Origin of the sequence: Variovorax sp. CF079 (assembly GCF_900101545.1) — a bacterium.
Classification (GTDB): Bacteria; Pseudomonadota; Gammaproteobacteria; order Burkholderiales; family Burkholderiaceae_C; genus Variovorax.
This window is the reverse complement of sequence record NZ_FMZU01000001.1, coordinates 168979-194389: the sequence shown is the minus strand read 5'-3', so window position 1 is coordinate 194389 and position 25411 is coordinate 168979. Positions and strand designations below refer to the sequence as shown.

Here is a 25411-nt window from a genome sequence, read left to right as displayed (position 1 = left end):
GCCATGGGCATCGAGTTCGACTTCGGGGCCGTGCTCGGCCAATGGCCACTGCTCGTCAAGGGCATCGTGTGGACGCTGGGCCTCACGCTCGTCGCCACGCTCATCGGCATGGTGGTCGGCATCGCCTGCGCATGGGCCCGCGCGAGCGGGCCGGCCTGGCTGCGCTGGATCGTGGGCAGCTACGTCGAGCTGATCCGCAACACGCCCTTCATCGTGCAGCTGTTCTTCATCTTCTTCGGCCTGCCGGCGGCGGGATTCAAGCTCTCGCCCGAAGTCGCCTCGGTCATCGCGATGGTGATGAACCTCGGCGCCTATGCGACCGAGATCATTCGCGCCGGCATCGAGGCCACGCCGCGCGGGCAGATCGAAGCGGCGGTCAGCCTGGCGCTCAACAAGGTGCAGGTGTTCACCCGCGTGGTGCTCCCGCCCGCGCTGAAGAAGGTATGGCCCGCGATGGTGAGCCAGATCATCATCGTGATGCTGGGCTCGGCCGTATGCAGCCAGATTTCCACCGAAGAGCTGAGCTATGCGGCCAATCTGATCCAGAGCCGCAACTTCCGCGCTTTCGAGGCCTTCATCATCGCGACGGCGATCTACCTGGCGCTCTCGGTGGGCGCGCGTCGGCTGCTCAACTGGGCGGGGCCGAAGTTCTTCTTCGGAAAGTAGCCATGGTCGAGTTCTCCCTCTGGGACATCCTGCGCAACCTGCTCTTGGCCTTGCGCTGGACCGTGGTGCTGTCGCTGATCGCCTTCGTCGGCGGTGGCTTCGTGGGCGCCGTGCTGCTCTTCGTACGCCTGTCGGGCGGGCGCCTCGCCGAGCGGCTGATCGGTCTCTACGTGCAGCTGTTCCAGGGCACGCCGCTGCTGATGCAATTGTTCCTGGCCTACTTCGGCATCGCGCTCTTCGGCATCGAGGTGTCGGCCTGGACCGCCGCTGCGGTGGCGCTCACGCTCTACACCAGCGCCTTCCTCACCGAGATCTGGCGCGGCTGCGTGGCCTCCATTCCCAAGGGCCAATGGGAAGCCTCGGGAAGCCTCGCGCTGAGCTTCGGCGAGCAGATGCGCCACGTGATCCTGCCGCAGGCCACGCGCATCGCGGTCGCGCCGACGGTGGGCTTCCTGGTGCAGGTGATCAAGGGCACCGCCCTGGCCTCGGTGATCGGCTTCGTCGAACTCACCAAGGCCGGGAGCATGATCTCGAACGCAACCTTCAAGCCCTTCGTGGTGTTCAGCTGCGTCGCCCTGCTCTACTTCGTGCTGTGCTTCCCGGTGAGCCTGTACGCCAAGAACCTCGAAAGGAAGATCCATGGCGCTCGTCGCTGAAGCTCCTGCCCTCGCGGCGCCCATCGTGCGCATCACCGCGCTGCGCAAGTCCTACGGCAGCAACGAGGTGCTGAAAGGCATCGACCTCGACGTCAAGCGCGGCGAGGTGATCGCCATCATCGGCAAGAGCGGCTCGGGCAAGAGCACGCTGCTGCGCTGCATCAACGGCCTTGAGGTGTTCCAGGACGGCTCGCTCACGGTGGACGGCAAGCCGCTGCTGCACGAGAGCGCGATGGCGATGCGCGAGCTGCGCCAGCACGTGGGCATGATCTTCCAGAGCTTCAACCTCTTTCCGCACCTGACGGTCGGCAAGAACGTGATGCTCGCGCCCACGCTGGTCAAGAAGCGCAGCGGCATGGAAGCCGCATCGCAGGCGCGCAAGCTGCTCGAGCGCGTCGGCCTGGCCGAGAAGTTCGACGCCATGCCCGACCAGCTCTCCGGCGGCCAGCAGCAGCGCGTGGCGATCGCGCGCGCGCTCGCGATGGAGCCGGCCGTGCTGCTGTGCGACGAGATCACTTCGGCGCTCGACCCCGAACTGGTGGGCGAGGTGCTGCGCGTGGTCGAATCGCTGGCCGACGAGGGCATGACCCTGCTCATGGTGACGCACGAGATGAGCTTCGCGCGCAAGGTCAGCGACCGCGTGATCTTCATGCACCAGGGGCGCGTGCACGAGATGGGGCCGCCGGCCGATCTGTTCGGCAATCCGCAGACGGCGGAATTGAAACAGTTCCTTTCCTCGCTGCACGACTAGGGCCTGTTAGCAGGCCCTAGGCCGGGCGCGGAGGGAACCCTCCCGCCTGTGGCAAGCTCCGAGCGATATGCGCAACCGCTCTTCACTCATTTCCCGCCGCCTTCTCTTGCGCGCCCTGCTGGGTGCCGCCGCAGTGCCGGCGCCTTTCGCGGTGCTCGCCGGCTTCAACTTCTTCACCAGCGAGTACACCGCGAGCCGCGAGGAGTTGCAGGCCCAGATCGCAAAGCGCTTTCCGGTGCAGCAGCGCTATGCCGAGATCTTCACCGTCGGCCTGCGCGACCCGCAGCTGGGCCTCGATGCGAGTGCCAATCGCGCGGCGATCACTGCCGTGCTCTCCATTGCAAGCCCGCTGTTGCGCCCGTCCACCGTCGAAGGCGTGGTTTCGGTCAGCAGTGCGCTCAAGTACGACGCACCGACGCGTGCGCTGCGGCTCGACCAGCCCAAGGCCGAACGGCTCGAACTGCAGGGCGTGACCGGGCGCGACGCCGAACGCCTGCAGCAGATCGGCGCGCTGGTCGCGCAGGAGCTGCTGCATGGCCAGCCACTGCGCACCTTCACCGCCGAGGAGCTGACCGTGGGCCGCAAGACCTACGAGATCGGTGACATCACCGTGCAACAGGACGGCATCAAGGTAGAACTCAAATGAAGTTCACCCCTCGCCTCGCGCCTTGGCTGATCGCGGCCTCGCTGCTCACGGCCTGCGTTTCGCCAGGCCCCGGCGCGAAGCGCGCCTTCGACCTGCAAGCCCATCGCGGCGGCCGCGCCCTCGCACCCGAGAACACGCTGGCCGCCTTCTCGAACGCGATGGACCTGGGCGTCGACACGCTCGAACTCGATATCGGGCTCACGGCCGACGGCGTGGTGGTGATCTCGCACGACACCGTGCTCAATCCGGACCACACGCGCGACGCGAGCGGCGCCTTTCTCACGGCCAAGGGGCCCGCGATCCGTTCGCTGACGCTGTCGCAACTGCAGGCCTACGACGTCGGCCGCATCGATCCCGCGAGCAGCTACGGCAAGCAGTTTGCGAAGCAGCTGGCGAGCGACGGCGAACGCATCCCGACGCTGGCTGCGCTGTTCGAGCGCGTGCGCGAGCGCGGCGCGACGCAGCTCCGCTTCAACATCGAGACCAAGCTGGACCCGACCCGCCCGGACGAAACCGCGCCGTCCGATGAGATGGTGCGTGCCCTGCTCGCCGAGATCGACAAATACGGCCTGGCGCCGCGCGTGACCGTGCAGAGCTTCGACTGGCGCACGCTCGCGCTGGTCGGCCAGTGGGCGCCGCAGATGCGGCGCGCCTACCTCACGAGCGGCCGCACGTTGAAGGACAGCCGCTGGACCTCGAGCCTGCGGCTCGAGGACTTCGGCTCGGTGCCGCGCCTGGTGAAGGCCGCCGCGGGCGAGAGCAAGGGCGCAGTGGTCTGGTCGCCGTCCTTCAACGATCTCACGGCCGCGCAGGTGAAGGAAGCGCAATCGCTGGGCTTCCAGGTCGTGCCCTGGACCGTCAACCAGCGCGCCGACATGGCGAAGCTGATGGACTGGCAGGTCGATGGCCTCATCACCGACGATCCCGCGGTGCTGCGCGATGTGATGCGCGAACGCGGTCTGGCGCTGCCGCGCGGGCTCGCCCGCTGAGCCAGGGCCTGTTAGCGCTATTTGTGGGGTCGCGCAAATAGCGCTAACAGGCCCTCACACGTGGCGCGCAGGCCGCGTGCGTTGCGCGCCCGCCAGCGGCTGCCGATCGGCCCGCGCATGCAGCGCTTCGATGATGTGGCATTGCGCATCGGTGCCGTCGCAGCAGTCGCGCAGCGCGATCAGGTCCTTCTCGAGCGAACGCAGTTCGCGCAGGCGCTCGCGCACATGGCCCAGATGCGCATCGAGCGCGACGCAGGCGGCGGCGCAGTCGGCCTTGCTGCGCAGGTCGAGCCCGAGCAGGGTGCGCACCTCGTCGAGCGACATGTCCATGGCGCGGCACAGGCGGATGAAGCGCAGCCGGTGCACGTCGGCATCGGTGTAGAGCCGGTAGCTGTTGTCGCCGCGGGCCTGCGGCGCGATCAGCCCTTCCTTCTCGTAATAGCGGATGTTGGTGGCGCTCACGCCGCTCTGCGCGGCGGCATCGCCGATGCGGTAACCCTGCACGGTGGGCGGGTTTGCGACTGCCATGGCTTGACCTTCCAGTGACTTCAACCTTTCCAATGGTGCCATCACTGGAGAAACCATGTCTGCGAACTGCTGCGATCACGATCACGACCACGAACATCTTTCGGCCTCCGACACGCCGCGCTACCGGCGCGTGCTGTGGGTGGCGCTGGCACTCAACGTGCTCATGTTCGCCGTGGAGATCGGTGCCGGCTTTCGTTCGGGCTCGGTCTCTCTGCTGGCCGATGCGATCGACTTCTTCGGCGATGCCGCCAACTACGGCGTGACCCTGGCCGTGCTGTCGGCGGGCCTCACGTGGCGCGCGCGCGCCGCAGTGCTCAAGGGCCTCAGCATGCTGGGCTTCGGCGTCTTCGTGGCCGCCAAGGCGCTGTGGTCGGCCACGCAGGGCGTGCCGCCCGAGGCGCTGACCATGGGCCTGGTCGGCGCGCTGGCGCTGGGCGTCAACGTGCTGGTCGCGCTGCTGCTCTACGCCTTCCGCGAAGGCGACGCCAACATGCGCAGCGTGTGGCTTTGCTCGCGCAACGACGCGATCGGCAATGTGGCCGTGATGCTCGCGGCGCTGGGCGTGTTCGGCACCGGCAGCGCCTGGCCCGACCTCGCGGTGGCCGCCGCGATGGCGGCGCTCGCGATCAGCGGCGGCTGGTCGGTGCTGCGGCAGGCACGCGGCGAACTGCGCCGCGGTCCCATAATCGCCGGCGATGTCTGATGAACATGCCTCCTCCCCGGCCCCGCATGCGGGCGCCATCACCGATGTCTCGGGCATCGAAGTCGGCCACTTCAGCGATACGCGCCGCCCCACCGGCTGCACCGTGATCCTCGCGCGCGAAGGCGCGGTCGCCGGCGTGGACGTGCGCGGCGCCGCGCCCGGCACGCGCGAGACCGACCTGCTCGCGCCGGGCAACTTCGTCCAGCAGGTGCATGCCGTGATGCTCGCGGGCGGCAGCGCCTGGGGCTTGGCGGCGGCCGATGGCGCGATGCAGTGGCTGGAAGAGCATGGCATCGGTTTCGACGTCCGCTTCGGCAGGTTGCCGATCGTGCCGGCCGCCGTGCTCTTCGACCTGCCCGTCGGCGATGCGCGCATCCGGCCCGATGCCGCCGCCGGCTATGCGGCCTGCGCGGCCGCATCGACAGCCGCTCCGGCCGAAGGCAATGTGGGCGCCGGCAGCGGCGCGCTGGTGGGCAAGCTGTTCGGCGTGCACCGCGCGATGAAGGGCGGCATCGGCACCGCCTCGATCACCGTCAACGGCGTGACAGTCGGCGCGCTGATCGCCTGCAATGCGCTCGGCGACGTGCTGGATCCCGACACGGCCCAGGTGGTGGCCGGCGCACGCACCGAAGATGGCCGCGCACTGCTGGACACGCGCCGCGCACTGCTGCGCGGCGACCTGCCCCAGCCGCTCTTGGCCGGAACCAACACCACGCTGGGCGTGATCGCGACCGACGCCGTGCTCAGCAAGGTGCAGGCCAACCGGCTCGCGGCCGTCGCCCACGATGGCCTGGCGCGCGCGATCAACCCGGTTCACACCATGAGCGACGGCGACACCCTGTTCGCGCTCGCCACCGGCCGCGTGCCGCTCGAAGGCGATGCGCCCGGAATGACGGTGCTGGGCACCATGGCCGCAGAGGTCGTGGCGCGGGCCACGCTGCAGGCGGTGCGGGCGGCGCGCACGGTGCGGATCGGGGAGAGCTACTTTCCTTGCGCTGCGGACCTGGGGTGAAGGGGCCGCTCGCACGCGCTTTGTAACCGCAGCGCTGTCCAAAGCCACTCAAAATGCCCGCTGCCGCGCCCGCGGCGACCCCGAGCACCGTTTCATCCCACCGCATGCCTCGCACCATCCGCCTCGTCCTGCTCTCCATCCGCGACCTCATCGCCTCGGCCGGCCCCGTGGTCTTCCTCGTCATCGGGCTGCTGATCGCCGCCTATTGGTGGCTGGAGCCGCAGCCGCCCAAGCACGTGAGGCTCGCGACCGGCCCGGCCGGCAGCGCATACGCCGAGTTCGGCCAGCGCTACGCCACGGCGCTCAAGGCCAACGGCATCGAGGTCGAGCTCAAGCCGACCGACGGCTCGCAGGACAACCTGCAGCTGCTGCGCAGCGGCGGCGCCGACGTGGGCTTCGTGCGCGGCGGCAGCGCCGACCCGGTGGCCGACGAGGAAGCGGGGCTCAGCTCGCTCGGCAGCCTGTTCTACGAGCCGCTGTGGTTCTTCTACCGCAGCGACGCGGCGCGCGCGGTCGACCGCAAGACCGGCCGGCTGACTTCGATCGCGCAGTTCCAGAAGCTGCGAGTCAACGTCGACAAGCCAGGCAGCGGCGTGCCGGAGATCATGGAACGGATGTTCCGTGCCAATCACATGGATCCGGAGAAGCTGCAGCTGTCGAACCTCGAGCAGTCGCCCGCCACCGAAGCGCTGCAGGCCGGCCTGCTCGACGTGATCGTGCTGGCCTCGGCGCCGCAGTCGCCGCTGGTGCAGCGGCTGCTGCGCGCACCGGACATCCAATTGATGGAGTTCGGCCAGAGCGATGCCTATTCGCGGCGCTTCGCCTTCCTGCAGGACGTGACGCTGCCGCGCGGCGTTGTCGATCTCGCGGTCGACCTGCCGCCACAGGACCTGTCGATGCTGGCTGCCACCACTTCGCTGTTGGCACGCGAGAAAACCCATCCCGCCCTGCGCCAGCTGTTCGCGCAGAGCGCGCAAACGCTGCACAGCGGCGCCGGCTGGTTCAACCGCGCGCGCGATTTCCCGAACACCCGCACCAGCGAGCTGCCGGTCAGCCCCGAGGGCGACCGCGCCATCAACGGCACGCCGCCCTTCTGGCAGCGTTATCTGCCCTTCTGGGCCAGCAACCTGGTGGAGCGCATGTGGCTGGTACTCGGCGGCCTGCTGGTGCTCATGCTGCCGCTTAGCCGCGTGGTGCCGCCCCTCTATCAGTTCCGCGTTCGCCGGCGCGTGTTCCGCTGGTATGCGCGCCTGCGCGAGGTCGAGAACAAGCTCGAAGCCGGAACCGGCGAGCGCGAGGCGCTCATCAAGGAATTGGACGACCTCGATCGCGTGGTCAACAAGGTGGCCGTGCCGCTCTCCTACGCCGAAGAGCTCTACGCGCTGCGCAACAACATCTATGCGGTGCGCAAACGGGTGCTGGCGCGCATGCCGGCCGTTGTTGTGCCCCAGACCGCAAAAGTCTAGCGCTGCAGCCGCAGCAGCTTGCCGTTGGCGCTGTCGGTCAGCAGGTAGATCCAGCCGTCTGGCCCCTGCCGGACATCGCGAATGCGCTCGCCGCGATCGGCCAGAAGACGTTCACGTCCGGTCACGGTGTTGCCGTTGAGCGTGAGCCGCCACAGCGCCGTGCCCGCCAGCGCGCCGACGAACAGGCTGCCCTTCCAGTCGGGCAGCGCATCGCCGGTGTAGAAGGCCATGCCGCTGGGCGCGATCGAGGACTTCGCCGTGCCCGGCGTCCACGCCGAGCCGTCGATCTTTTCCCAGTAGGTCAGGGGCTGCTCCATGCCGGCCTTGGCCGTGCCTTCGCCGACCTGCGTGAGGGTGCCGTATTCCTGCCCGTAGCTGATGACGGGCCAGCCGTAGTTCCTGCCGGGCAGCGAGAGATTGACTTCATCGCCGCCCTGCGGGCCATGCTCGTTGACCCACAGATCGCCGGTCGCCGGATGCAGCGCGGCACCCTGCACATTGCGATGGCCGTAGCTCCAGATATGGGGCTGCGCGCCGGCCACGCCGAAGTCGGGATTGCCCGGCGCCGGCACGCCATCGGTGGTGATGCGCACCACCTTGCCGTGCCCGCGCGTCAGGTCCTGGGCGAAGCCGCGCTGGTCGGTGTTCATGCGCTCGCCCAGGGTCACGAAGAGGTAGCCGTTGCGATCGAACACCAGGCGCGAGCCGAAGTGCGCATTGCTCTGCGCTCTGGGCAACTGCCGATAGATGACGACGAAATTGCTCAGGCTGCGGCCGGCGACGTCGAGTTCGGCGCGCGCCACCGCGGTGCTGTTGAGGCTGGCGTTGCCCGTATCGCGTTCCGAGTAGCTGAAGTAGATGCGGCGGTTGCTCGCGAAAGCCGGATCGGCCACCACATCGAGCAAGCCGCCCTGCCCGACCGCCTCCACCACCGGAACGCCGCTGACCTGATCGGCCCCGCCATTGACCGGCGTGCCGTCGCCATTGCGCAGCCGCATCTGCCCGCCGCGCTGCGTCACGAGCAGCTTGCCGTCGGGTAGGAAGGCCAGGCCCCAGGGGCTGTTGAGGCCGGAGGCCAGCTCCGTCACCTTGACCACCATCGGCGAGGCCGGCGGTGCCGGCGGCGGTGCGGGTGCCGCCGTCCCGTTCACCCCGAAGGCGCTGATGGAGACGCTGCCCCCGCCACCCCCGCCCCCGCATCCCGCGAGAAGCACCATCGACGCCGCCACACACCGAATCGCCGCAGCCATGTCCGCTCCTAACGGCGCCCCGGGCGCCCATCTGGAAGCGGAAGTTTGCCTCGCTTGCGGCGGTTCAGCGCATTGTTACTTCAGCGCCTTGAAGCGCATCCGGTGCGGCTTGGCACCCTCTTCGCCCAGGCGCTTCTTCTTGTCGGCCTCGTACTCCTGGTAGTTGCCGTTGAAGAAGGTCCACTGGCTGTCGCCTTCGGCCGCGAGGATGTGGGTCGCGATGCGGTCGAGGAACCAGCGGTCGTGACTGATCACGAGCACCGAGCCCGCGAACTCGAGCAAGGCGTCTTCCAGCGCGCGCAGCGTTTCGACGTCCAGGTCGTTCGAGGGTTCGTCCAGCATCAGCACGTTGCCGCCGGCGATCAGGGTCTTGGCCAGGTGCAGGCGGCCGCGTTCACCGCCGGACAGCGTGCCGACCTTCTTCTGCTGGTCGGCGCCGTTGAAGTTGAAGCGCCCGGCATAGGCCCGGCTCGCCATCTGGAACTTGCCGACGTTGATGATGTCGAGGCCGTCCGAGATGTCCTGCCACACCGTCTTCTCGTTGGCGAGCGCATCGCGGTGCTGGTCGACGAAAGCCATCTTGACCGTCTGGCCGACCACCACCTCGCCGCTGTCCGGCTTCTCCTTGCCGGCGATCAGCTTGAAGAGCGTGGACTTGCCGGCGCCGTTGGGGCCGATGATGCCGACGATGGCGCCGGCCGGGATCTCGAAGCTCAGGTTGTCGATCAGCAGGCGATCGCCGAAGGACTTGCTGACGTTCTTGAACTCGAACACCTGGTTGCCCAGGCGCTCCGCCACGGGGATGAAGATTTCCTGCGTTTCGTTGCGCTTCTGGTATTCGAAATCGCTCAGCTCCTCGAAGCGGGCCAGGCGCGACTTGCTCTTGGCCTGGCGCGCCTTCGGGTTCTGGCGCGACCATTCGAGTTCCTTCTTCAGCGCCTTGGCGTGGGCTTCTTCGCCCTTCTGCTCCTGCGCCAGGCGCTCGCCCTTCTGCTCGAGCCAGGTGCTGTAGTTGCCCTTCCACGGAATGCCGCGGCCGCGGTCGAGTTCGAGAATCCACTCGGCCGCGTTGTCGAGGAAGTAGCGATCGTGGGTGATGGCCACCACGGTGCCCGGAAAGCGCTGCAGGAACACTTCGAGCCACTCGACCGATTCGGCGTCCAGGTGGTTGGTCGGTTCGTCGAGCAGCAGCATGTCGGGCTTGCTGAGCAACAGGCGGCACAGCGCCACGCGGCGCTTCTCGCCGCCCGACAGCACGCCGATGTTGGCTTCCCACGGCGGCAGGCGCAGCGCGTCGGCGGCGATCTCGAGCTGGTGCTCGGAATCGGTGCCGGCGGTCGCGATGATGGCTTCGAGCTGGGCCTGCTCGGCCGCCAGCGCGTCGAAGTCGGCGTCTTCCGCGCCATAGGCCACGTAAACCTCTTCGAGGCGCGCCTTGGCCGCGTAGACCGCGCCCATCGCTTCCTCGACCGACTCGCGCACCGTGTGCGCGGCGTTCAGCTTGGGCTCTTGCTCGAGGTAGCCGATCGTGAGGCCGGGCATCGGCAGCGCCTCGCCTTCGATCTCCTTGTCGATGCCGGCCATGATCTTAAGCAGCGACGATTTGCCCGAGCCGTTCAGGCCGAGCACGCCGATCTTGGCGCCGGGGAAGAAGGAAAGCGAAATGTCCTTCAAGATCTGCCGCTTTGGCGGCACGGTCTTGCTGACCTTGTTCATGGTGTAGACGTACTGGGCCATGTCTATCTCTGTTCGGTGATGGGGACTGCTCGGGGTGGTCGGGAAACCCGGCAACGATCTTGTGCGAGGATCGATGGCGAATCTGCCTTGCATGGCAGGCGCTTGCTGCTGCAGCGCGTTTTCCGACCGGGGGTTTGCTGCCAAGTCTAACGCAGGGGCCTCGATTCCTTGAACGGGGGCCTGAAGCGCTGCTATTCTCAGGCGCACCCGCCTATGTGTGCCGCACCCGCCCACGATGCCTTCGACCAGGCCAAGCAGCTCTTCTTCGACGGGCTGAAGGCCTTCGAAACAGCCCGCTTCGACGCCGCCGAGCAGCTCTTCCTGGCTTCGCTCGCGCTGCTCCCGGGACGCGTCTCGACCCTGATCAATCTCGCCGCCACGCAGCTGAAACTGTCGCGCCCGCAAGAGGCCCTGGCGGTGGCCGAGCAGGTGCTGGCGGTGGAGGCCGACAACGCCGATGCCTGGTTTCACAAGGCCACTGCGCTCGGCCAGTTGAATCGCCACCGGGAAGCATTGGCCGGCTACGAGAAGGTGCTGCAGCTCGGCATCCTTCCCCCCGCCGAGCCATGGTTTCGCCACGGCCAGACCCTGCAGGCGCTGGATCGGCCCGAACAGGCGCTCGCTTCCTACGACCGCGCGCTGGGCGCGAACCCCGGCCTGGCCGAGGCCTGGAGCAATCGCGGCGGCATCCTGCGGGAGATGAAGCGCAACGAGGAAGCGGCCGACGCCTTCATGCAAGCCATGGCACACGGTGCCGATCCGGAACTGCATCGCTACTACCTGGCATCCGTCTCCGCGCAGGCTGTTCCGGCGACGGCGCCGGCCCACTACGTCGAGACCCTTTTCGACGACTACGCCGATCAGTTCGATGCGCATCTGGTGGGCCTGCTCGGCTATCGCGCGCACAGCACGCTGGCCAGGCATCTGGCCGCATTGGGCCGCGGCCCTTTCCGCTCGGCGCTCGACCTCGGCTGCGGAACAGGGCTCTGCGCGCCGTTGCTGAAACCGATGACCCAAAGACTCGTGGGCGTCGACCTGTCCAGCCAGATGATGGACAAGGCACAGGCCCTCGGCCTCTACGACCGCCTGGTGCATGCGGACATCGTGGACTACCTGCGAGGCACGGACGAACGCTACGACCTGATCACGGCCGCCGACGTCTTCATTTACGTCGGCGATCTGGAACCAGTGTTCGCGGCGCTGGAAAAAGTCATGGAGCCGAACGGGATCTTCTGCTTTTCGGCCGAATGCGCTGCCCATGAAGGCGTCGACTTCGAACTGCTGCCGAGCCTGCGCTACGCCCATTCGGGACGCTATCTTCGCGCTCTGGCCATGCAACACGGCTTCGATGTTGTCCAGCTGATTCGCGCACCGATACGCGAAGACCAGCGCGAGCCAATCCAGGGCATGTTCGTTTATCTGAGCCGCGCCGAGGGCGGCGAAACCCGACTCATGCGACAATAGCGCCTGTTGCCGGGTCCAGTTGCCCGCAACGCCGGCCCTCCGCCGGGGACGACGAAGGCCCATCTCAAGGCTTTCAGGCTCCCACCCCTGACCCTCATTCGCCTTTACTGGCTCGACGTCGCCAAGACGCCGTAGCGGGCGAATACCACTGCGCCGTGTAAGGCGCTTGTTGAACTCAATGAACTTTGATGAACTGAAGCTGGCCCCGGCCATCTTGAAAGCCGTGCACGAGCAGGGCTACGAAACCCCCACCCCGATCCAGGCCCAGGCCATTCCTGCGGTGCTCGAGGGGCATGACCTGCTCGGCGGCGCCCAGACCGGCACCGGCAAGACGGCCGCTTTCACGCTGCCGATGCTGCACAAGCTCACGATGAGCCGCAGCGCCACCAACAAGTTCGGCGGCACCGGCGTGCGCGCCCTGGTGCTGACCCCCACGCGCGAACTCGCGGCCCAGGTCGAAGAGTCGATCCGCACCTACGGCAAGTACCTCCAGCTGAGCTCGACCGTGATCTTCGGCGGCGTCGGCATGAACCCGCAGATCAGCAAGCTCAAGAGCGGCGTCGACATCCTGGTCGCCACGCCCGGCCGCCTGCTCGACCTGCAGCAGCAAGGCATGCTCGATCTGGCCCAGGTGCAGATGCTGGTGCTCGACGAAGCCGACCGCATGCTCGACATGGGCTTCATCCACGACGTGAAGAAGATCCTCGCGCTGGTGCCGAAGGAAAAGCAGAGCCTGCTCTTCTCCGCGACCTTCAGCGACGAAATCCGCGACCTCGCCGCCACGCTGCTGAAGAACCCGCAGAGCATCCAGGTCACGCCGCGCAACACCACGGTGCAGCGCATCACGCAGGTGGTCCACCCGGTGGGCCGCGGCAAGAAGAAGGCGCTGCTCGCGCACATCATCAACGAGCACAACTGGAGCCAGGTGCTGGTGTTCACCCGCACCAAGTTCGGCGCCAACAACGTGGCCGAATTCCTGACCAAGAACGGCATCGAAGCGATGGCGCTGCACGGCAACAAGAGCCAGAGCGCGCGCACCCAGGCGCTGGCCGGCTTCAAGAGCGGCGAGATCCGCGCGCTGGTGGCAACCGACATCGCCGCCCGCGGCATCGACATCGACGAGCTGCCGCACGTCGTGAACTACGAGATTCCCAACGTCAGCGAAGACTACGTGCACCGCATCGGCCGCACCGGCCGCGCGGGCGCGAGCGGAGAGGCGGTGAGCCTGGTCTGCCTCGACGAAGAAGGCTTCATGCAGGAGATCGAGCGCTTCACCAAGCAGCAGATCCCGGTCAGGCTGATCGACGGCTTCGGCCCCGAGGAAGGCGAGCGCGCCGAACCCATCGCGATGGGCCGCCAGACCATCTGGGGCGGCGCCGGCCGCCCGCCGAGCCGCGAAGTGATGCAAGCGGCGGCCAAGGCCGCGCGGCAGGAAATGATGCAGCGCATCCGCGACAACAAAGCGGGCCAGGGCGAGCAGCGCGGTGGCGGTGGCGGTGGCGGCAATGGCGGCGGCCAGCGTCGCGGCGGCGGTGCCGGCCAGGGCGCACCGGCCGGCCGCAACGGCGGCGGCCAGGGCCAGCGCGGCCAGGGCGGCGGGCGTGGACAAGGCCCGGCGCGCGGACCGCAGGGTCCGGCACGCACGCCGCACCATGCACCGCACCACGCGGTGCAAGGCCACCTGCCGCACGAGGAGCGCCAGCCGCGCCATCACGGCAACAGCCACAGCCCGACGCAGGCCGATGCGGTCGCGCACCTGCGCGCCGAAGCGGTGGCCGGCGCGGCGGGCCAGCCCGATCCCTTGCGCACCAGCGTCGACAGCCTGGGCGGCCGCGGCCGTCGCGGCGGCGGTGGCTACGGCGGCAACCGGTCCGGCGGCGGTGGCCGTTCGGGCGGTGGCGGCGGTCGTTCAGGCGGTGGCTACGGCGGCGGTGGCCGCTCCTTCGGTCGCTGAGAACACGACCACTGCACAAAGGGCGCTTCGGCGCCCTTTTTCATGGGCCTCCGGCCGTCAACGGCGACGTCAGCTACGGCCAGATCTTCAGCGTGCAGCCCTTCGGCAACAGCCTGGTCGTGAAGACGATGACGGGCGCGCAGATCAAGGCGATGCTCGAACAGCAGTTCAACAGCGGCACCAACACCGTGGCCGCATCGCGCGTGCTGCTGCCCTCGAGGTTGAGGCACTGCCGAGCAGCGCAGCGGCAGGCGGATCAGGGCTCGCGACTGCCTGAGCGAAGCGAGTTTGAGCGAGAGCCCGCCTGACGCGAGCAGCGCAGGGAAGCCCGAAGGGCCAGTGACGTCGGCCGGCACAGGGCACACCGCCCGCCGCCGCGCCCCCAACGCTCTTGCGCCTAGCTCAAGTCGCCGGCCAGGCTCGCCAGCGTCTCCGGCGCGATGCTCGCGAGCGCCGGGTAGTTGCTGTGGTCGCAGCCCAGCTTGACGTTCGCGCCCGCGCGCACGGCAGCGCGCGCGGCATCGCCGAACTCGAAACGCACGAAGTGGACTGCCGAGGTCTTCTCGTCGTTCTCGCGCTCCATGTCTTCGTCGGCGATCGCGTAGATGCGCCCGTGGCCTTCGACCTCGACGAACATGCGGTCCTCCACACCGATGAGCCGGGCCAGTTCGCGCTTGCGCTCGTGCGCGTCGGGGAACTCGATCAGAATGGTCGCCTTCCACTTGCTGCCGTCGGGCACCAGGGCTGCGTAGGCATCGATCTCGCTCTGGATGCCCTCTTCGTCGAAGATCTTCTCGATGTGAAGCATCTCCTGGATCTGGCGGCGGATCGTCGTCTCGTCTTCGAACTGGATGCTGACGTGCTCGCCCAGGCGCACCGTGCGCAGCCGGCGGTGCGCGATGAACTCCGGCGCGCTGCTCTTGCGGATCTTCGCGTACGCCTCCAGCATCAACAGGTTGTCTCGGGTGATGCTCAATAGGGGCCATTGACGCAAGCAATGAGCAAGGCGCAGCGCTCAGTTCAGCCGGTGACTGCTCTGCCTGTCGAACAGGTGCGCGCTGTCGGCGCCGATCACGAGGCCGATGATGTCGTCCGGCGCGGCATCGACGCGACCGTGCACCACCACAATGAGCTTCGCCTCGCCCACCTGCACCAGCAACTCGGTCTCGTTGCCGGTCGGCTCGACGACGATCACCTTCGCGGCCACGCCGCTGCCCGCGTTCGCGAGTCTGATGTCGCCGGGACGGATGCCGTAGTGCACCGCCTGCCCGTCCGCCGCCGCGGTCGCGCCCGGCGCCGGCCAGCGCGCGCCGTGCGCCTCCACGCTGCAGCCCTCGCCGTCGCGCCGGAACACGCCTTCGATCACGTTCATCGCCGGCGAGCCGATGAACTGCGCGACGAACAGGTTGTCAGGCCGGTCGTAGAGTTCCAGCGGCGTGCCGATCTGCTCGACGAGGCCGTCGTGCATGACCACGATGCGGTCGGCCATCGTCATGGCCTCGATCTGGTCGTGCGTGACGTACACCGTGGTGGTCCTGAGCCGCTGGTGCAAGGCCTTGATCTCGGCGCGCATCGCCACCCGCAGCTTGGCGTCGAGATTGGACAGCGGCTCGTCGAACAGGAAGACCTTGGGATCGCGCACGATGGCACGCCCCATCGCCACGCGCTGGCGCTGCCCGCCCGAAAGCTCGCGCGGATAGCGCCCGAGCAGCGCATCGAGATTGAGGATCTTCGCGGCGTTGGCCACGCGCTGGTCGGTGACCGACTTGTCGGCATTGCGCAGGCGCAGGCTGAAACCCATGTTCTCGCCCACCGTCATGTGCGGATAGAGCGCGTAGCTCTGGAACACCATCGCAATATCACGGTCCTTGGACTCGAGCTCGTTCACGACCCGGCCGTCGATCATGATCTCGCCGCCGGTGATGTCTTCCAGCCCGGCCAGCATGCGCAGCAGCGTGGACTTGCCGCAGCCCGAGGGGCCGACCAGCACGACGAATTCACCGTCGGCGATGTCGAAGCCCAGTCCGTGAAGGATGTCGACCTTGCCGTAGGACTTCTTGACGTTGTTGAAGGAAACGGATGCCATGTTCTTGATCCCTTAGCTCTTGACGGCGCCGGCCGTCAGGCCGCCGACCATGTAGCGCTTGAACGCATAGTAGATCGCCGCCGGCGGCAGCGCATAGATGAAACCGGTGGCCATCAGCAATTCCCATGGCGAATCGTCGGCCGCCAGGAAGTTGCCCAGCGCCACCCCGAGCGTGATGTCGGTTTCGTTGGACAGCAGCAGGAAGGCATAGAGGTATTCGTTCCAGGCCAGCAGCAGTGCATAGGTGCCCACTGCCACCATCGAGGGCACCATCAGCGGCAGATACACCAGACGAAACAGCTGCACCGGCGTGGCGCCGTCCATGCGCGCGGCCTCGTCGAGTTCGTAGGGCAGCTTGTCCGAGGCCTGCTTGAGCACCCAGATGCAGTAGGGCGAAGCGATGGTGACCATCGCAAAGATCAGCGACCACTGGTTGTTGAGCAGCCCGTAGTTGGCCATCGTCTTGTACATCGGCACCGCCAGGAAGGCAGCCGGGATGAAGTAGGTGAACAGGGCCATGTTGAGCACCGTGCGCCCGCCCCGCACCCGCAGCCGGCTGATGGCGAAGGCGGCGGTGGTGGCCACCATCAAGGTGATCAGCCCGACCGCGATCGCAATGACAAGCGAGTTGCCGAGCTGCTGCCAGAAGTGCGACAGGTAGAAATGCTTCTGCTGGAACACGGTCTCGAAGTTCTGCAGCGTCGGGTTCTTGGGCCATAGCCGGCCCGAGGTAGCCGATTCGCGCTCTGATATCGCAAACAGGAACATGTGGTAGACCGGGATGATGGTCCACAGGAACACCGGGATGCCGATCAGCAACAGCTTGGCTTCGGCGGTGACGGAGCGCAGAGTCCATCGCTTCATTTGGACAGCCTCTTCATCATGAAATACACCAGCGGCAGTACCAGCGGCAGCGCCACCACGATCGAGGACATCGCCACATCCATCTGGTCCAGCCGCAGGTAGCGGATGCCCAGGGTGGCCAGCACGTGCGTCAGGTCGGCCGGCCCGCCGCCCGTGAGCAGGTAGACGCTGTTGAAATCGCCCAGCGTCCAGATCGCCGACAGGATGGTCGACGTGATGTAGAGCGTGCGCATCGCCGGCCAGGTGATGAAGCGGAACTTCTGCCAGTTGCTCGCGCCGTCGACCGAAGCGGCTTCGTACTGTTCGGCCGGAATCGACAGGCGCCCGGCCACCAGGATCAGCGTCCAGAACGGCAGCGACTTCCAGATATGCATCAGCATCGATAGAGACAGCGCCAGCGTCGGGTCATTGAGCCAGTTCGGTCCGTCGAGCCCCGTGAGGCGGAAGATCACCGAGTTGATGACGCCCCACTCCGGATTGAGCATGAAGCGCACCGACAGGATGGTCGGAATCGAGGGCACCGCCCAGGGCAGGATGAAGAGCACCGAGAGCGCCTTGATCCACCAGCGCGTCTTGATGAAGAAGCCCGACAGCACCAGTGCGGCGATCATCTTGAGATTGATCGCCACCACCAGGAACACGACGGTGTTGATGGCGCTGCGGAAGAAGATCGGGTCGTCGAACAGCTTGGTGTAGCTGGACGGGTGCCGGGCCAGCCAGAGGCCGTAGCCCACCGGGTACAACACGAACACCGCGAACACGAGCAGGTAGGGAACGACGAACAGGCGCCCCCAGAATTCCCAGCGGGTCAGGCTACGGGACGCCGGCGCCGCGACGTGCGGCAATGTGCTAACAGCTTGAGTCATGGTTCAGTTCACCCCGATGTCGTTCAAGCGGAGAAGATGATGGACAGGTGGACGGCCGCGGCGCCGAGCCGCGGCCGGACCGATTCAGAGGGTCAGCCCGCAACCGCCTTAATGCGCGCGATCATCTCGTCAGTGGCCTTGTCCACCGGCACCTTCTCGTTGAGGATCCGGTTCGCCGCCTTGGCCCACACGTTCTCGTTGTTGAGCACAGTGAACTTGTAGTTCTTGGTGAATTCGAATGGCGAGGTGCCGGCCATGAACTGGTTGTAGACGGCCGTACGGTGCGGGTCCTGCTTCCAGAAAGCACTTTGCTGCGCCGCCTTGGTCACCGGGAACCAGCGCCCGAGCGAGCCTTCGACGTAGGGCGTGAGATTGGCGTCGTCGAGCAGGAAGGCGACGAACTTCTTCGCGGCATCCTTGTTCTTGGCGTCCTTGAAGATCACGCCGGTCTTCACGGCCGCGCGGTACACCATCTTGGAGCCGTCGGGCTTGTTCGGGAAGCCTGCTGTCGCGATCTTCTCGGTGTAGTTCACCTTGGCGGCGTCGCGCTGCGCTTGCGTAAGGGATTGGTTGTTCGAGGCGTCGAGTTGCGTGGCGGCGATCGAGATCGTCGCGTTATGCGTCAGGACGGTCGTCTTGTTGGCAAAGGCGACGTTGTTGTCCGGATCCTTCCAGTTGGTAGCAGACGGCGGCGCGCAACCCTTCGAATACACCTGTGTGTAATCGGTCAGCGCGTTGATCAGGCCCTGGCGAACCGCCGGATCATCGACCAGCAGCTTGCCCGCGTCGTTGACCAGCTTGACGTTGTAGGCGTCCATGAAAGTCAGGAACGAGAAGAACGAGTCGCTCGAGTCCACGCCCAGCGGCTGGCCGATGCCGAAGCTGCGGGTACCGGACTTTTGACGATGGGCTGGTTGCACCTTGTCGCACCAGAAGCTCCAGTAGCCTTTCCAGTCGGTCGGGATGTCGCTCTCCTTGAAGCCCGCCTCGGCCAGCATGTCCTTCCAGTACTGGATGTGCATGGTCTGCTGCTTGATCGGGTAGGCGTAGTAGGCGCGGCTCTTGGTGGTGTCGTTGTAGAGGAAGGTGGTGGCCAGCGCCGCAGGCTCGAACTTGGCGCGCATCGGGTCGAGGATGCTGGTCACGTCTTCGAGCTTGCCGTCGTAGGCCCACTTGGCCGTGACCTGGAAGTCGTAGACGTCGCCATAGGCCACGTCGGGCGGATTGCCGGCGTCGAGCGCTGCCACCGACTTCGGAACCATTTCTTGCGGCGCGTAGAGCGACAGCTCGACCTTGATCTTCGGGTTCTTGGCCTCGAATTTCTTGATGGCTGCGTACAGCGCGTCGTCCTCCGCCTTGTAGAAGCCCTTGCCCCACCAGACGGTGAGCTTCTCCTGCGCCGCGGCCTGGCCGGCGGCAGCGAGCCCCAGCGCGACCAGCGCGGGAATCATGAGTGCCTTGAATTTCATGCTGTGTCTCCTTTTTTGACGATGGGTGCTCGATCCATGAGCGTTGCTGGGAAAGGGATGCGGGCGCGCCTCAAGCGGCCTTGAGGCGCGGCGGAGATCGACCGAGGCGCGGCAGGCGGCGGCGCGAGCCGACCACCTCCTCGATGTCCTCGCGCGCGCCGTCGATGAGCTTGATGATCGCGCGCTCAGCGCGCGCCGGGTTGTGGGCGATGACCGCATCGAGCACCGCCCGATGCAGAGGCAGCGACAAGGTCGGCCCGTCCTTCTTGGCGGTCGAGAGCTCGAAGCTGGTGCGCAGCAGCGCGTTCAGCGCCTTGCTCATCTGGGCCAGCATGCGGTTGCCCGCAGCGACCAGCAGTCCGTGGTGAAAGCGCAGGTCGCTGGTGACGTAGTCGCCGCCGTATTCCACTGCCAGCTTCATGCCGGCGTAGGCCTCTTCGATCTCCTCGATGTCGGCCGCGGTGGCGCGTTCGGCCGCTAGCCGAACGGCTGCCGGCTCGACCACGCGCCGCAGATCCAGCAGGTCGCGCAGGAACTCGGGCGTGAGGCCGGCACGGGCCTGCCAGGTGATCACATCGGGATCGAACCAGTTCCACCGGTCCTCCGGCAGCACGCGCGTGCCGACCTTCGGCCCCGTGACGATCAGGCCCTTGGCGACCAGCGATTTCACTGCCTCGCGCACCACCGTGCGGCTGACGCCGAACTCATCGCACAGCAGGGGCTCCGCGGGCATCGGCGCGCCGATGGCATAGCGGCGCGACACGATCGCCTCACCGAGCAGCTCGAGCGTGCGGCCGTGGGTGTTCTTGGTCATGGTGCCGCGTCGCGCCTTCAGGCATCCACCGGCGTCAGCAAGGGCGCGCCGGCGAAATGCGCGCGCAGGTTGTCGAAAGTCAGTTGCGCCATGGCCTCGCGCGTCTGCTTCGTGCCGCTGGCCACGTGCGGCGTGAGCACCACGTTCGGCATGGCGCGCAGCTCGGCCGGCACCTGCGGCTCGTTCACGTAGACGTCGAGCGCGGCGCCGGCGATGACGCCCTTCGAGAGCGCGGCGATCAGCGCCGCTTCGTCGACCACGCTGCCGCGCGCCACGTTGACCAGATAGCCCTGCGGCCCGAGCGCCTCGAGCACGCGCGCATCGATCAGGCCGCGCGTCGCCGCGCCGCCCGGCGTGATGACGACCAGGAAGTCGACGGCAGCAGCGAGCGAGACCGCATCCGGGTGGTAGGCGTAGTCGACCTCTGCGCGCGGCGAACGCGCGGTGTACGCGATCTGCATGTCGAAGGCCCGCGCACGGTGCGCGATGGCCTGTCCGATGCGGCCCATACCGACCACGCCCAGGCGGGCGCCCGTGACCTTGCGGCTCAGCGGGAACGGGCCCTTCGGCCACTCGCCTTCGCGCACGAAGCGGTCGGCCTGGGGAATGCGCCGCGCGATCGAGAGCAACAAGCCGATCGCCAGATCGGCCACGTCGTCGTTCAGCACCTGCGGCGTGTTGGTGACCGGCACGCCGCGCTCGTGCGCCGCGGCCACGTCGACGCCGTCGTAGCCGACACCGAATACCGAGATCACTTCCAACGCCGGCAGGCGGGCCATCAGCTCGCGCGGCACCTTGGCTTCGCCGTTCGCAACGACCGCGCGAATGCGCGGGGCAGCGGCCGAGAAGGCCTCGGGCTCGTTGACGTGCGTCCGATCGTGCACCGTGTACTCGCGGTGCAGCGCGTCCATCAGGAAGGGCATCAACGGCGCGACGACCAGCACCTCGGGGCGGGTGGCGCTCATGCTTCGATGCCCGTCAATTGCATCGGTTGCTTGCGCGTTGCGTTCAATGAATGGGGCATGTCTTGTCTCCTGCGAGGACCGAGATTTCCCTAGACCTCGATCCAATGTCGGGGCTTATCATATGATGATTGAAATACCGGTCCGGCAGGACAAACCCTGATTCGCCGAGGCCGCAGATTGGCCCACCGCGGAGACAAGACAGATGAGCGACCCGCCCCGGAAACCCGCGCACGAACTGCGCAGCCAGCAATGGTTCGGCCGCCACGACCGTGATGGCTTCATCTACCGCAGCTGGCTCAAGGGCAAGGGCGTTCCGCACGACCAGTTCGACGGCCGCCCGGTGATCGGCATCTGCAACACCTTCAGCGAGCTCACGCCCTGCAACTCGCACTTCCGCACGCTCGCCGAGCAGGTGAAGATCGGCGTCTACGAGGCCGGCGGCTTCCCGCTCGAGTTCCCGGTGATGTCGCTGGGCGAGACGCTGATGCGGCCGACCGCCATGCTCTATCGCAACCTCGCGAGCATGGACGTCGAAGAGAGCATCCGCGCCAACCCGCTGGATGGCGTGGCGCTGCTCATGGGCTGCGACAAAACCACGCCGGCGCTCATGATGGGCGCATCCAGCGTCGACCTGCCGACCATCGGCGTCTCGGGCGGCCCGATGCTCTCGGGCAAGTGGCGCGGGCAGGAGCTCGGCTCCGGCACCGGCGTCTGGCAGATGAGCGAGCAGGTGCGCGCCGGCACGCTGAAGCTGCAGGACTTCTTCGAGGCCGAGAGCTGCATGCACCGCAGCCACGGCCATTGCATGACCATGGGCACCGCCAGCACCATGGCCAGCATGGTCGAGTCGCTCGGCATCGGCCTGCCCGGCAATGCGGCCTATCAAGCCCTTCAAGGACAAGGCCGGCATCTGCGTGCTGCGCGGCAACCTCGCGCCCAACGGCGCGATCATCAAGCCGAGCGCGGCCACGCCCGAGCTGCTGGTGCACAAGGGCGCCGCGCGGTGGTGTTCGAAAGCGCCGACGACCTGCACAAGCGCATCGACGACGAGTCGCTCGACATCGACGAGCACTGCATCATGGTGCTCAAGAACTGCGGCCCCAAGGGCTACCCCGGCATGGCCGAGTCCGACAACATGCCGCTGCCGCCCAAGGTACTCCGGAATGGCATCACCGACATGGTCCGCATCAGCGATGCGCGCATGAGCGGCACCGCCTACGGCACGGTGGTGCTGCACACGGCGCCCGAGGCCGCGGCCGGCGGGCCGCTGGCGCTGGTGCAGGACGGCGACATCGTCGAGCTCGACGTGCCGAATCGCAGGCTGCATCTGCACGTGAGTGACGAGGAGCTGGCGCGCCGGCGCGAGAAATGGACTGCCCCGAAGCCGCCCTTGGACTCCGGCTACTGGAGGCTCTACGTCGACAACGTGCTGCAGGCCGACCAGGGCGCCGACCTCGGATTCCTGCGCGGCAAACGGGGCTCCTTCGTTCCAAGAGACAATCACTGAATGCACTTAATCGCCGTTGATTGGGGTACCAGCTCATTGCGCGGCGCGCGGCTCGACGGCAAGGGCCACGTGCTCGAGGAGCGCGAGCATCCGCGCGGCATCCTCACGGTCCCGCCGGGTGGCTTCCCGGCCGTGTTCGAAGAATTGTTCGGCGACTGGATGCGCCCGACCGGCAGCTTCTGCCTGATCTCGGGCATGGCCGGCAGCAAGCAGGGCTGGGTCGAGGCGCCCTACTGTGCCTGCCCCTCGGGCCGGGTCGAAGTGGGCAACGCGATCGTCGAGATCGAGCCCGGCCGCATCGCGATCGTGCCCGGCCTCAGCGACCTGCACGACGGCGTGCCCGATGTGATGCGCGGCGAAGAAGTGCAGATCTTCGGCGCCATGGCGCTGACGGGCCTTGCCGACGGCGTTTTCGTGCTGCCCGGCACGCACAACAAGTGGGCCACGGTGAAGCGGGGCCGCGTGACGGGCTTCCGCACCTTCATGACCGGCGAGTTCTATGCGCTCCTGAGCCGGCACTCGATCCTGGCACGCACGCTCGATGCAGAGGCGCCGCTGGACGAAGTCGCCTTTCTCGAAGGCGTGACGCAGGCCGACAACGGCCAGGGCCTGTTGCACAACGCCTTCGGCGCGCGCACGCTGGCGCTGTTCGAGCGCATGTCGGCCGGCGATCTCTCGAGCTACCTATCGGGGCTTCTGATCGGCGAGGAGCTGCGCACCCAATCGATCCACGCCGCCGGCGACCTGGTGCTGATCGGCACGCCGGCGCTGACGCAGCGCTACCTGCTGGCGCTGCAGGCCTCGGGCAATACCGCGCGGACGCTGGGCGCCGAGGCTACCTGGGCCGGCCTGCACGCGCTGTCGGCATTCCTCAACGCAAACAGAACAAGGCCATGACTTCGCCTCTGGACAAATTCTCCGCCGCCATGCAGCAGTTGCCGCTGGTGGCGATCCTGCGCGGTCTGACGCCGGCCGAGGCGCCGGAGGTCGGCGATGCGATCGTCGAAGCCGGCTTCCGGCTGCTCGAAGTGCCGCTCAATTCGCCGCAGCCGCTCGAAAGCATCGCACTCCTGCGCCGGCGCTTTCCGGATGCGCTGGTCGGCGCCGGCACGGTGCTCGATGCGCAGCAGGTGCGCGAGGTGCATGCGGCCGGCGGCGAGCTGATCGTGGCGCCCAACTTCAATGCCGAGGTGCTGGCCGAAGCGGCGCGCCTCGGGCTCGTGAGCCTGCCCGGCGTGATGACGCCGACAGAGGCCTTCGGCGCGCTCGCGGCCGGCGCCAGCGGGCTCAAACTCTTCCCCGCCGAACTGGCCTCGCCCGCGGTGGTGAAGGCCTTGCTCGCGGTGCTGCCCAAGGGCACGCCGCTGATGCCCGTGGGCGGCATCACGCCCGGCAACATGGCTGCCTGGCGCGAAGCCGGCGCGGCCGGTTTCGGCATCGGCTCGGCGCTCTACAAGCCCGGCAAGAGCGCCGCCGCCGTACGCGAGGCCGCGCTGGATTTCGTCGCTGCCTTCAACGGCAGCCGGCGCACCTGAGGATCGCCATGTCTGCCGAATCCGACTACGCCAGCCCCGCCGTCCGCATCCTGCGCGACAACCTCGCGCTGGCGCTGCGCTCCGCCTCGCACCATGGCCTCTCCGAGGGCGTGTGCAACCATTTCAGCGTCGCGCTGCCCGGTGCGCAGGACCGCTACCTGATCAACCCGCGCGGCCTGCACTGGAGCGAGATCGGCCCCGATGACATCGTGCTGATCGACATGCACGGCGAGGTGCTGGCCGGCCGCCATCGCGTCGAGCCCACCGCCCTCTTCATCCACGGCGCGGTGCATCGCATTACCGGCCACGCGGTGGTCCTGCATTGCCACATGCCCTATGCGACCGCCCTGACGCTCACCGCCGATCGCGCGCTCGACCCGACGCTGAGCCAGAACGCGATGCGCTTCATGAACCGCATCGCCATCGATGCCCAGTACAACGGGCTGGCGCTCGACGACCGCGAGGGCGAACGCATCGCCCATGCGATGGCCGGCAAGGACGTGGCCTTCCTCGCCAACCACGGCGTGATCGTGGCCGGCGCGCACATCGCCCATGCCTACGACGACCTCTACTACCTCGAGCGCGCCTGCCTGCACCAGGTGATCGCGCAATCCACCGGCCGGCCGCTGGTGCCGGTCGACGCGGCGCTGGCCGCGCACGTGGCGGCGCAGATCCAGGGCGAGCGCGAGCAGTCCGACCTGTTCTTCGAGGCGCTTCGCCGGCTGCTGCCCGCGCCGCGTCCCGAACGCCCGCTTCAGCGCGCGGCCGCGTAGGCAGGCGGGTCCGCCACCAAGCCCTGCTTGACCTGGCGCGTCACCGCGTCGGCCAGCACTTCGGGCAGGCCGGCCTCGACGGCGGCGAAAGTCTGCTTCGCCACATCGTCGGGCGATGTCTTGTCGCCCGGCACATGGCTCGCCATGTCCGTATCCATGAACGCCACGTGCACGCTGACGACCTGCGTGCCCTGCTCGCGCAATTCGTTGCGCAGGCCGTTGCTGAGCGACCATGTGGCCGACTTCGAGGTGCTGTAGGTGGCCGCGCCCGGCAGGCTGATCCAGCTCAGCGCCGACAGCACGTTGACGATGGCGCCGCCGCCGTTCTTCGCCAGCGCCGGCGCGAAGGCACGGCTCAAGGCCCAGGGGCCGAAGAAGTTGGTCTCGAACTCGGCGCGCGCCGCATCCACGGCGTCCGGCGACAGCAGGCCCGAGCCGCGCGAGATGCCGGCGTTGTTGACGAGCAGGGTCACGTCGCCGCAGGCGCGAGCGGCCGCTTCGACCTGTTCGGGCTTGGTCACGTCGAGCGCGACGGCGTGCACGCCTTCGAGCGTGATGGATTTCGGGTCGCGCACGGCCGCGTAGACCTTCTTCGCGCCTGCCGCGAGCGCTGCACGTGCGTAGGCGAGCCCGAGGCCGCGGTTGGCGCCGGTGATGAAAACGACGGAGTCCTTGATCTTCATGGAAAGCTTTCGGTAATGAGTGGAGGA

Annotated in this window: 25 protein-coding genes and 1 pseudogene; 15 read left to right on the top strand and 11 right to left on the bottom strand. The window is 67.4% G+C overall.

The features are described 5' to 3' along the window. The first annotated feature begins 3 nt into the window (after positions 1-3). From BLS74_RS01065 to BLS74_RS01045, 5 genes are all read left to right on the top strand, one after another. The gene (locus BLS74_RS01065) at positions 4-666 is read left to right on the top strand and encodes an amino acid ABC transporter permease (protein ID WP_093102243.1); all 663 of its coding nucleotides are present in this window, start codon (positions 4-6) and stop codon (positions 664-666) included. Positions 667-668: 2 nt separating this feature from the next. Continuing rightward, positions 669-1322 carry an amino acid ABC transporter permease gene (locus tag BLS74_RS01060; protein ID WP_093102241.1) on the top strand — a complete coding sequence of 218 codons (654 nt, stop codon included), beginning with the start codon at positions 669-671 and terminating at the stop codon, positions 1320-1322. Next, positions 1306-2073: an amino acid ABC transporter ATP-binding protein gene (locus BLS74_RS01055; protein ID WP_093102239.1), complete on the top strand. Its 768-nt coding sequence runs from the start codon at positions 1306-1308 to the stop codon at positions 2071-2073. Before BLS74_RS01060 ends, BLS74_RS01055 begins: the two co-directional genes overlap by 17 nt. A gap of 106 nt (positions 2074-2179) precedes the next feature. Continuing rightward, positions 2180-2719 carry a DUF1439 domain-containing protein gene (locus BLS74_RS01050; RefSeq protein ID WP_244503700.1) on the top strand — a complete coding sequence of 180 codons (540 nt, stop codon included), beginning with the start codon at positions 2180-2182 and terminating at the stop codon, positions 2717-2719. Continuing rightward, positions 2716-3708 (top strand): glycerophosphodiester phosphodiesterase, encoded by a 993-nt coding sequence (locus BLS74_RS01045; RefSeq protein WP_093102235.1) that lies wholly within the window; start codon positions 2716-2718, stop codon positions 3706-3708. Before BLS74_RS01050 ends, BLS74_RS01045 begins: the two co-directional genes overlap by 4 nt. A gap of 54 nt (positions 3709-3762) precedes the next feature. Here the strand turns inward: BLS74_RS01045 and BLS74_RS01040 are convergent, their stop codons facing one another. Next, positions 3763-4236, bottom strand: coding sequence for a Cd(II)/Pb(II)-responsive transcriptional regulator (locus BLS74_RS01040; protein WP_093102234.1), 474 nt, complete (start codon positions 4234-4236; stop codon positions 3763-3765). 55 nt (positions 4237-4291) lie between these two features. Between BLS74_RS01040 and BLS74_RS01035 the strand changes: the two genes are divergently transcribed. From BLS74_RS01035 to BLS74_RS01025, 3 genes are all read left to right on the top strand, one after another. Continuing rightward, positions 4292-4939: a cation efflux transmembrane domain-containing protein gene (locus tag BLS74_RS01035; RefSeq protein ID WP_093102232.1), complete on the top strand. Its 648-nt coding sequence runs from the start codon at positions 4292-4294 to the stop codon at positions 4937-4939. Next, positions 4932-5951: a P1 family peptidase gene (locus BLS74_RS01030; protein ID WP_093102231.1), complete on the top strand. Its 1020-nt coding sequence runs from the start codon at positions 4932-4934 to the stop codon at positions 5949-5951. The genes BLS74_RS01035 and BLS74_RS01030 overlap by 8 nt, the downstream gene beginning before the upstream one ends. 104 nt (positions 5952-6055) lie before the next feature. Then, positions 6056-7417 (top strand): TAXI family TRAP transporter solute-binding subunit, encoded by a 1362-nt coding sequence (locus tag BLS74_RS01025; protein WP_093102229.1) that lies wholly within the window; start codon positions 6056-6058, stop codon positions 7415-7417. On the opposite strand, the gene BLS74_RS01020 is transcribed toward BLS74_RS01025, so the two are convergent. Then, the gene (locus tag BLS74_RS01020) at positions 7414-8667 is read right to left on the bottom strand and encodes a PQQ-dependent sugar dehydrogenase (protein ID WP_093102228.1); all 1254 of its coding nucleotides are present in this window, start codon (positions 8665-8667) and stop codon (positions 7414-7416) included. The two genes, BLS74_RS01025 and BLS74_RS01020, sit on opposite strands and share 4 nt — an antisense overlap. 75 nt (positions 8668-8742) lie before the next feature. Continuing rightward, entirely contained in the window at positions 8743-10404 is a 1662-nt protein-coding gene (gene ettA, locus BLS74_RS01015) for an energy-dependent translational throttle protein EttA (RefSeq protein ID WP_093102226.1), read from the bottom strand. A gap of 213 nt (positions 10405-10617) precedes the next feature. Between ettA and BLS74_RS01010 the strand changes: the two genes are divergently transcribed. The 3 genes and pseudogenes from BLS74_RS01010 to BLS74_RS01000 all read left to right on the top strand — a co-directional run. Beyond that, positions 10618-11868 (top strand): methyltransferase domain-containing protein, encoded by a 1251-nt coding sequence (locus tag BLS74_RS01010; RefSeq protein ID WP_093102225.1) that lies wholly within the window; start codon positions 10618-10620, stop codon positions 11866-11868. A gap of 178 nt (positions 11869-12046) precedes the next feature. Beyond that, positions 12047-13822, top strand: a complete 1776-nt coding sequence (locus BLS74_RS01005) for a DEAD/DEAH box helicase (protein ID WP_093102224.1) — start codon at positions 12047-12049, stop codon at positions 13820-13822. A 50-nt stretch (positions 13823-13872) separates the two neighbouring features. After that, a pseudogene (locus BLS74_RS01000) lies at positions 13873-14040 on the top strand (5'-nucleotidase C-terminal domain-containing protein); the annotation flags it as partial. A 179-nt stretch (positions 14041-14219) separates the two neighbouring features. Here BLS74_RS01000 and BLS74_RS00995 read toward each other — a convergent pair. From BLS74_RS00995 to BLS74_RS00965, 7 genes are all read right to left on the bottom strand, one after another. After that, positions 14220-14798, bottom strand: coding sequence for a DUF3501 family protein (locus BLS74_RS00995; protein WP_093102223.1), 579 nt, complete (start codon positions 14796-14798; stop codon positions 14220-14222). Positions 14799-14837: 39 nt separating this feature from the next. Continuing rightward, positions 14838-15908, bottom strand: a complete 1071-nt coding sequence (ugpC, locus tag BLS74_RS00990) for an ABC transporter ATP-binding protein (protein ID WP_093102221.1) — start codon at positions 15906-15908, stop codon at positions 14838-14840. 12 nt (positions 15909-15920) lie between these two features. Then, positions 15921-16772, bottom strand: coding sequence for a carbohydrate ABC transporter permease (locus BLS74_RS00985; protein ID WP_093102220.1), 852 nt, complete (start codon positions 16770-16772; stop codon positions 15921-15923). Then, positions 16769-17638: a carbohydrate ABC transporter permease gene (locus BLS74_RS00980; RefSeq protein WP_093102218.1), complete on the bottom strand. Its 870-nt coding sequence runs from the start codon at positions 17636-17638 to the stop codon at positions 16769-16771. Before BLS74_RS00980 ends, BLS74_RS00985 begins: the two co-directional genes overlap by 4 nt. A 92-nt stretch (positions 17639-17730) precedes the next feature. Further along, positions 17731-19107: an ABC transporter substrate-binding protein gene (locus BLS74_RS00975; RefSeq protein WP_093102217.1), complete on the bottom strand. Its 1377-nt coding sequence runs from the start codon at positions 19105-19107 to the stop codon at positions 17731-17733. Between the two features lie 70 nt (positions 19108-19177). Beyond that, a complete protein-coding gene (locus BLS74_RS00970; protein WP_093102215.1) occupies positions 19178-19921 on the bottom strand; it encodes a FadR/GntR family transcriptional regulator in 744 nt (247 codons plus the stop codon). A gap of 17 nt (positions 19922-19938) precedes the next feature. Beyond that, positions 19939-20886, bottom strand: a complete 948-nt coding sequence (locus tag BLS74_RS00965; RefSeq protein ID WP_093102214.1) for a 2-hydroxyacid dehydrogenase — start codon at positions 20884-20886, stop codon at positions 19939-19941. A gap of 202 nt (positions 20887-21088) precedes the next feature. Here BLS74_RS00965 and BLS74_RS00960 point away from each other — a divergent pair, with 202 nt between their 5' ends. The 4 genes from BLS74_RS00960 to BLS74_RS00945 are packed head-to-tail and all read left to right on the top strand — an operon-like array spanning position 21089 to position 24701. Next, entirely contained in the window at positions 21089-22393 is a 1305-nt protein-coding gene (locus BLS74_RS00960) for a dihydroxy-acid dehydratase domain-containing protein (RefSeq protein ID WP_244503699.1), read from the top strand. After that, positions 22394-23290, top strand: a complete 897-nt coding sequence (locus tag BLS74_RS00955) for a 2-dehydro-3-deoxygalactonokinase (protein ID WP_093102212.1) — start codon at positions 22394-22396, stop codon at positions 23288-23290. Then, complete coding sequence (locus BLS74_RS00950; protein WP_093102211.1) at positions 23287-23928, top strand: 2-dehydro-3-deoxy-6-phosphogalactonate aldolase; 642 nt, start codon at positions 23287-23289, stop codon at positions 23926-23928. Before BLS74_RS00955 ends, BLS74_RS00950 begins: the two co-directional genes overlap by 4 nt. Positions 23929-23936: 8 nt before the next feature. Continuing rightward, on the top strand, positions 23937-24701 hold the full coding sequence (locus tag BLS74_RS00945; RefSeq protein ID WP_093102209.1) for an aldolase: 765 nt from the start codon (positions 23937-23939) through the stop codon (positions 24699-24701). Here BLS74_RS00945 and BLS74_RS00940 read toward each other — a convergent pair. Continuing rightward, positions 24683-25384, bottom strand: a complete 702-nt coding sequence (locus BLS74_RS00940; protein WP_093102208.1) for an SDR family oxidoreductase — start codon at positions 25382-25384, stop codon at positions 24683-24685. The genes BLS74_RS00945 and BLS74_RS00940 overlap by 19 nt on opposite strands. Positions 25385-25411: the final 27 nt, after the last annotated feature.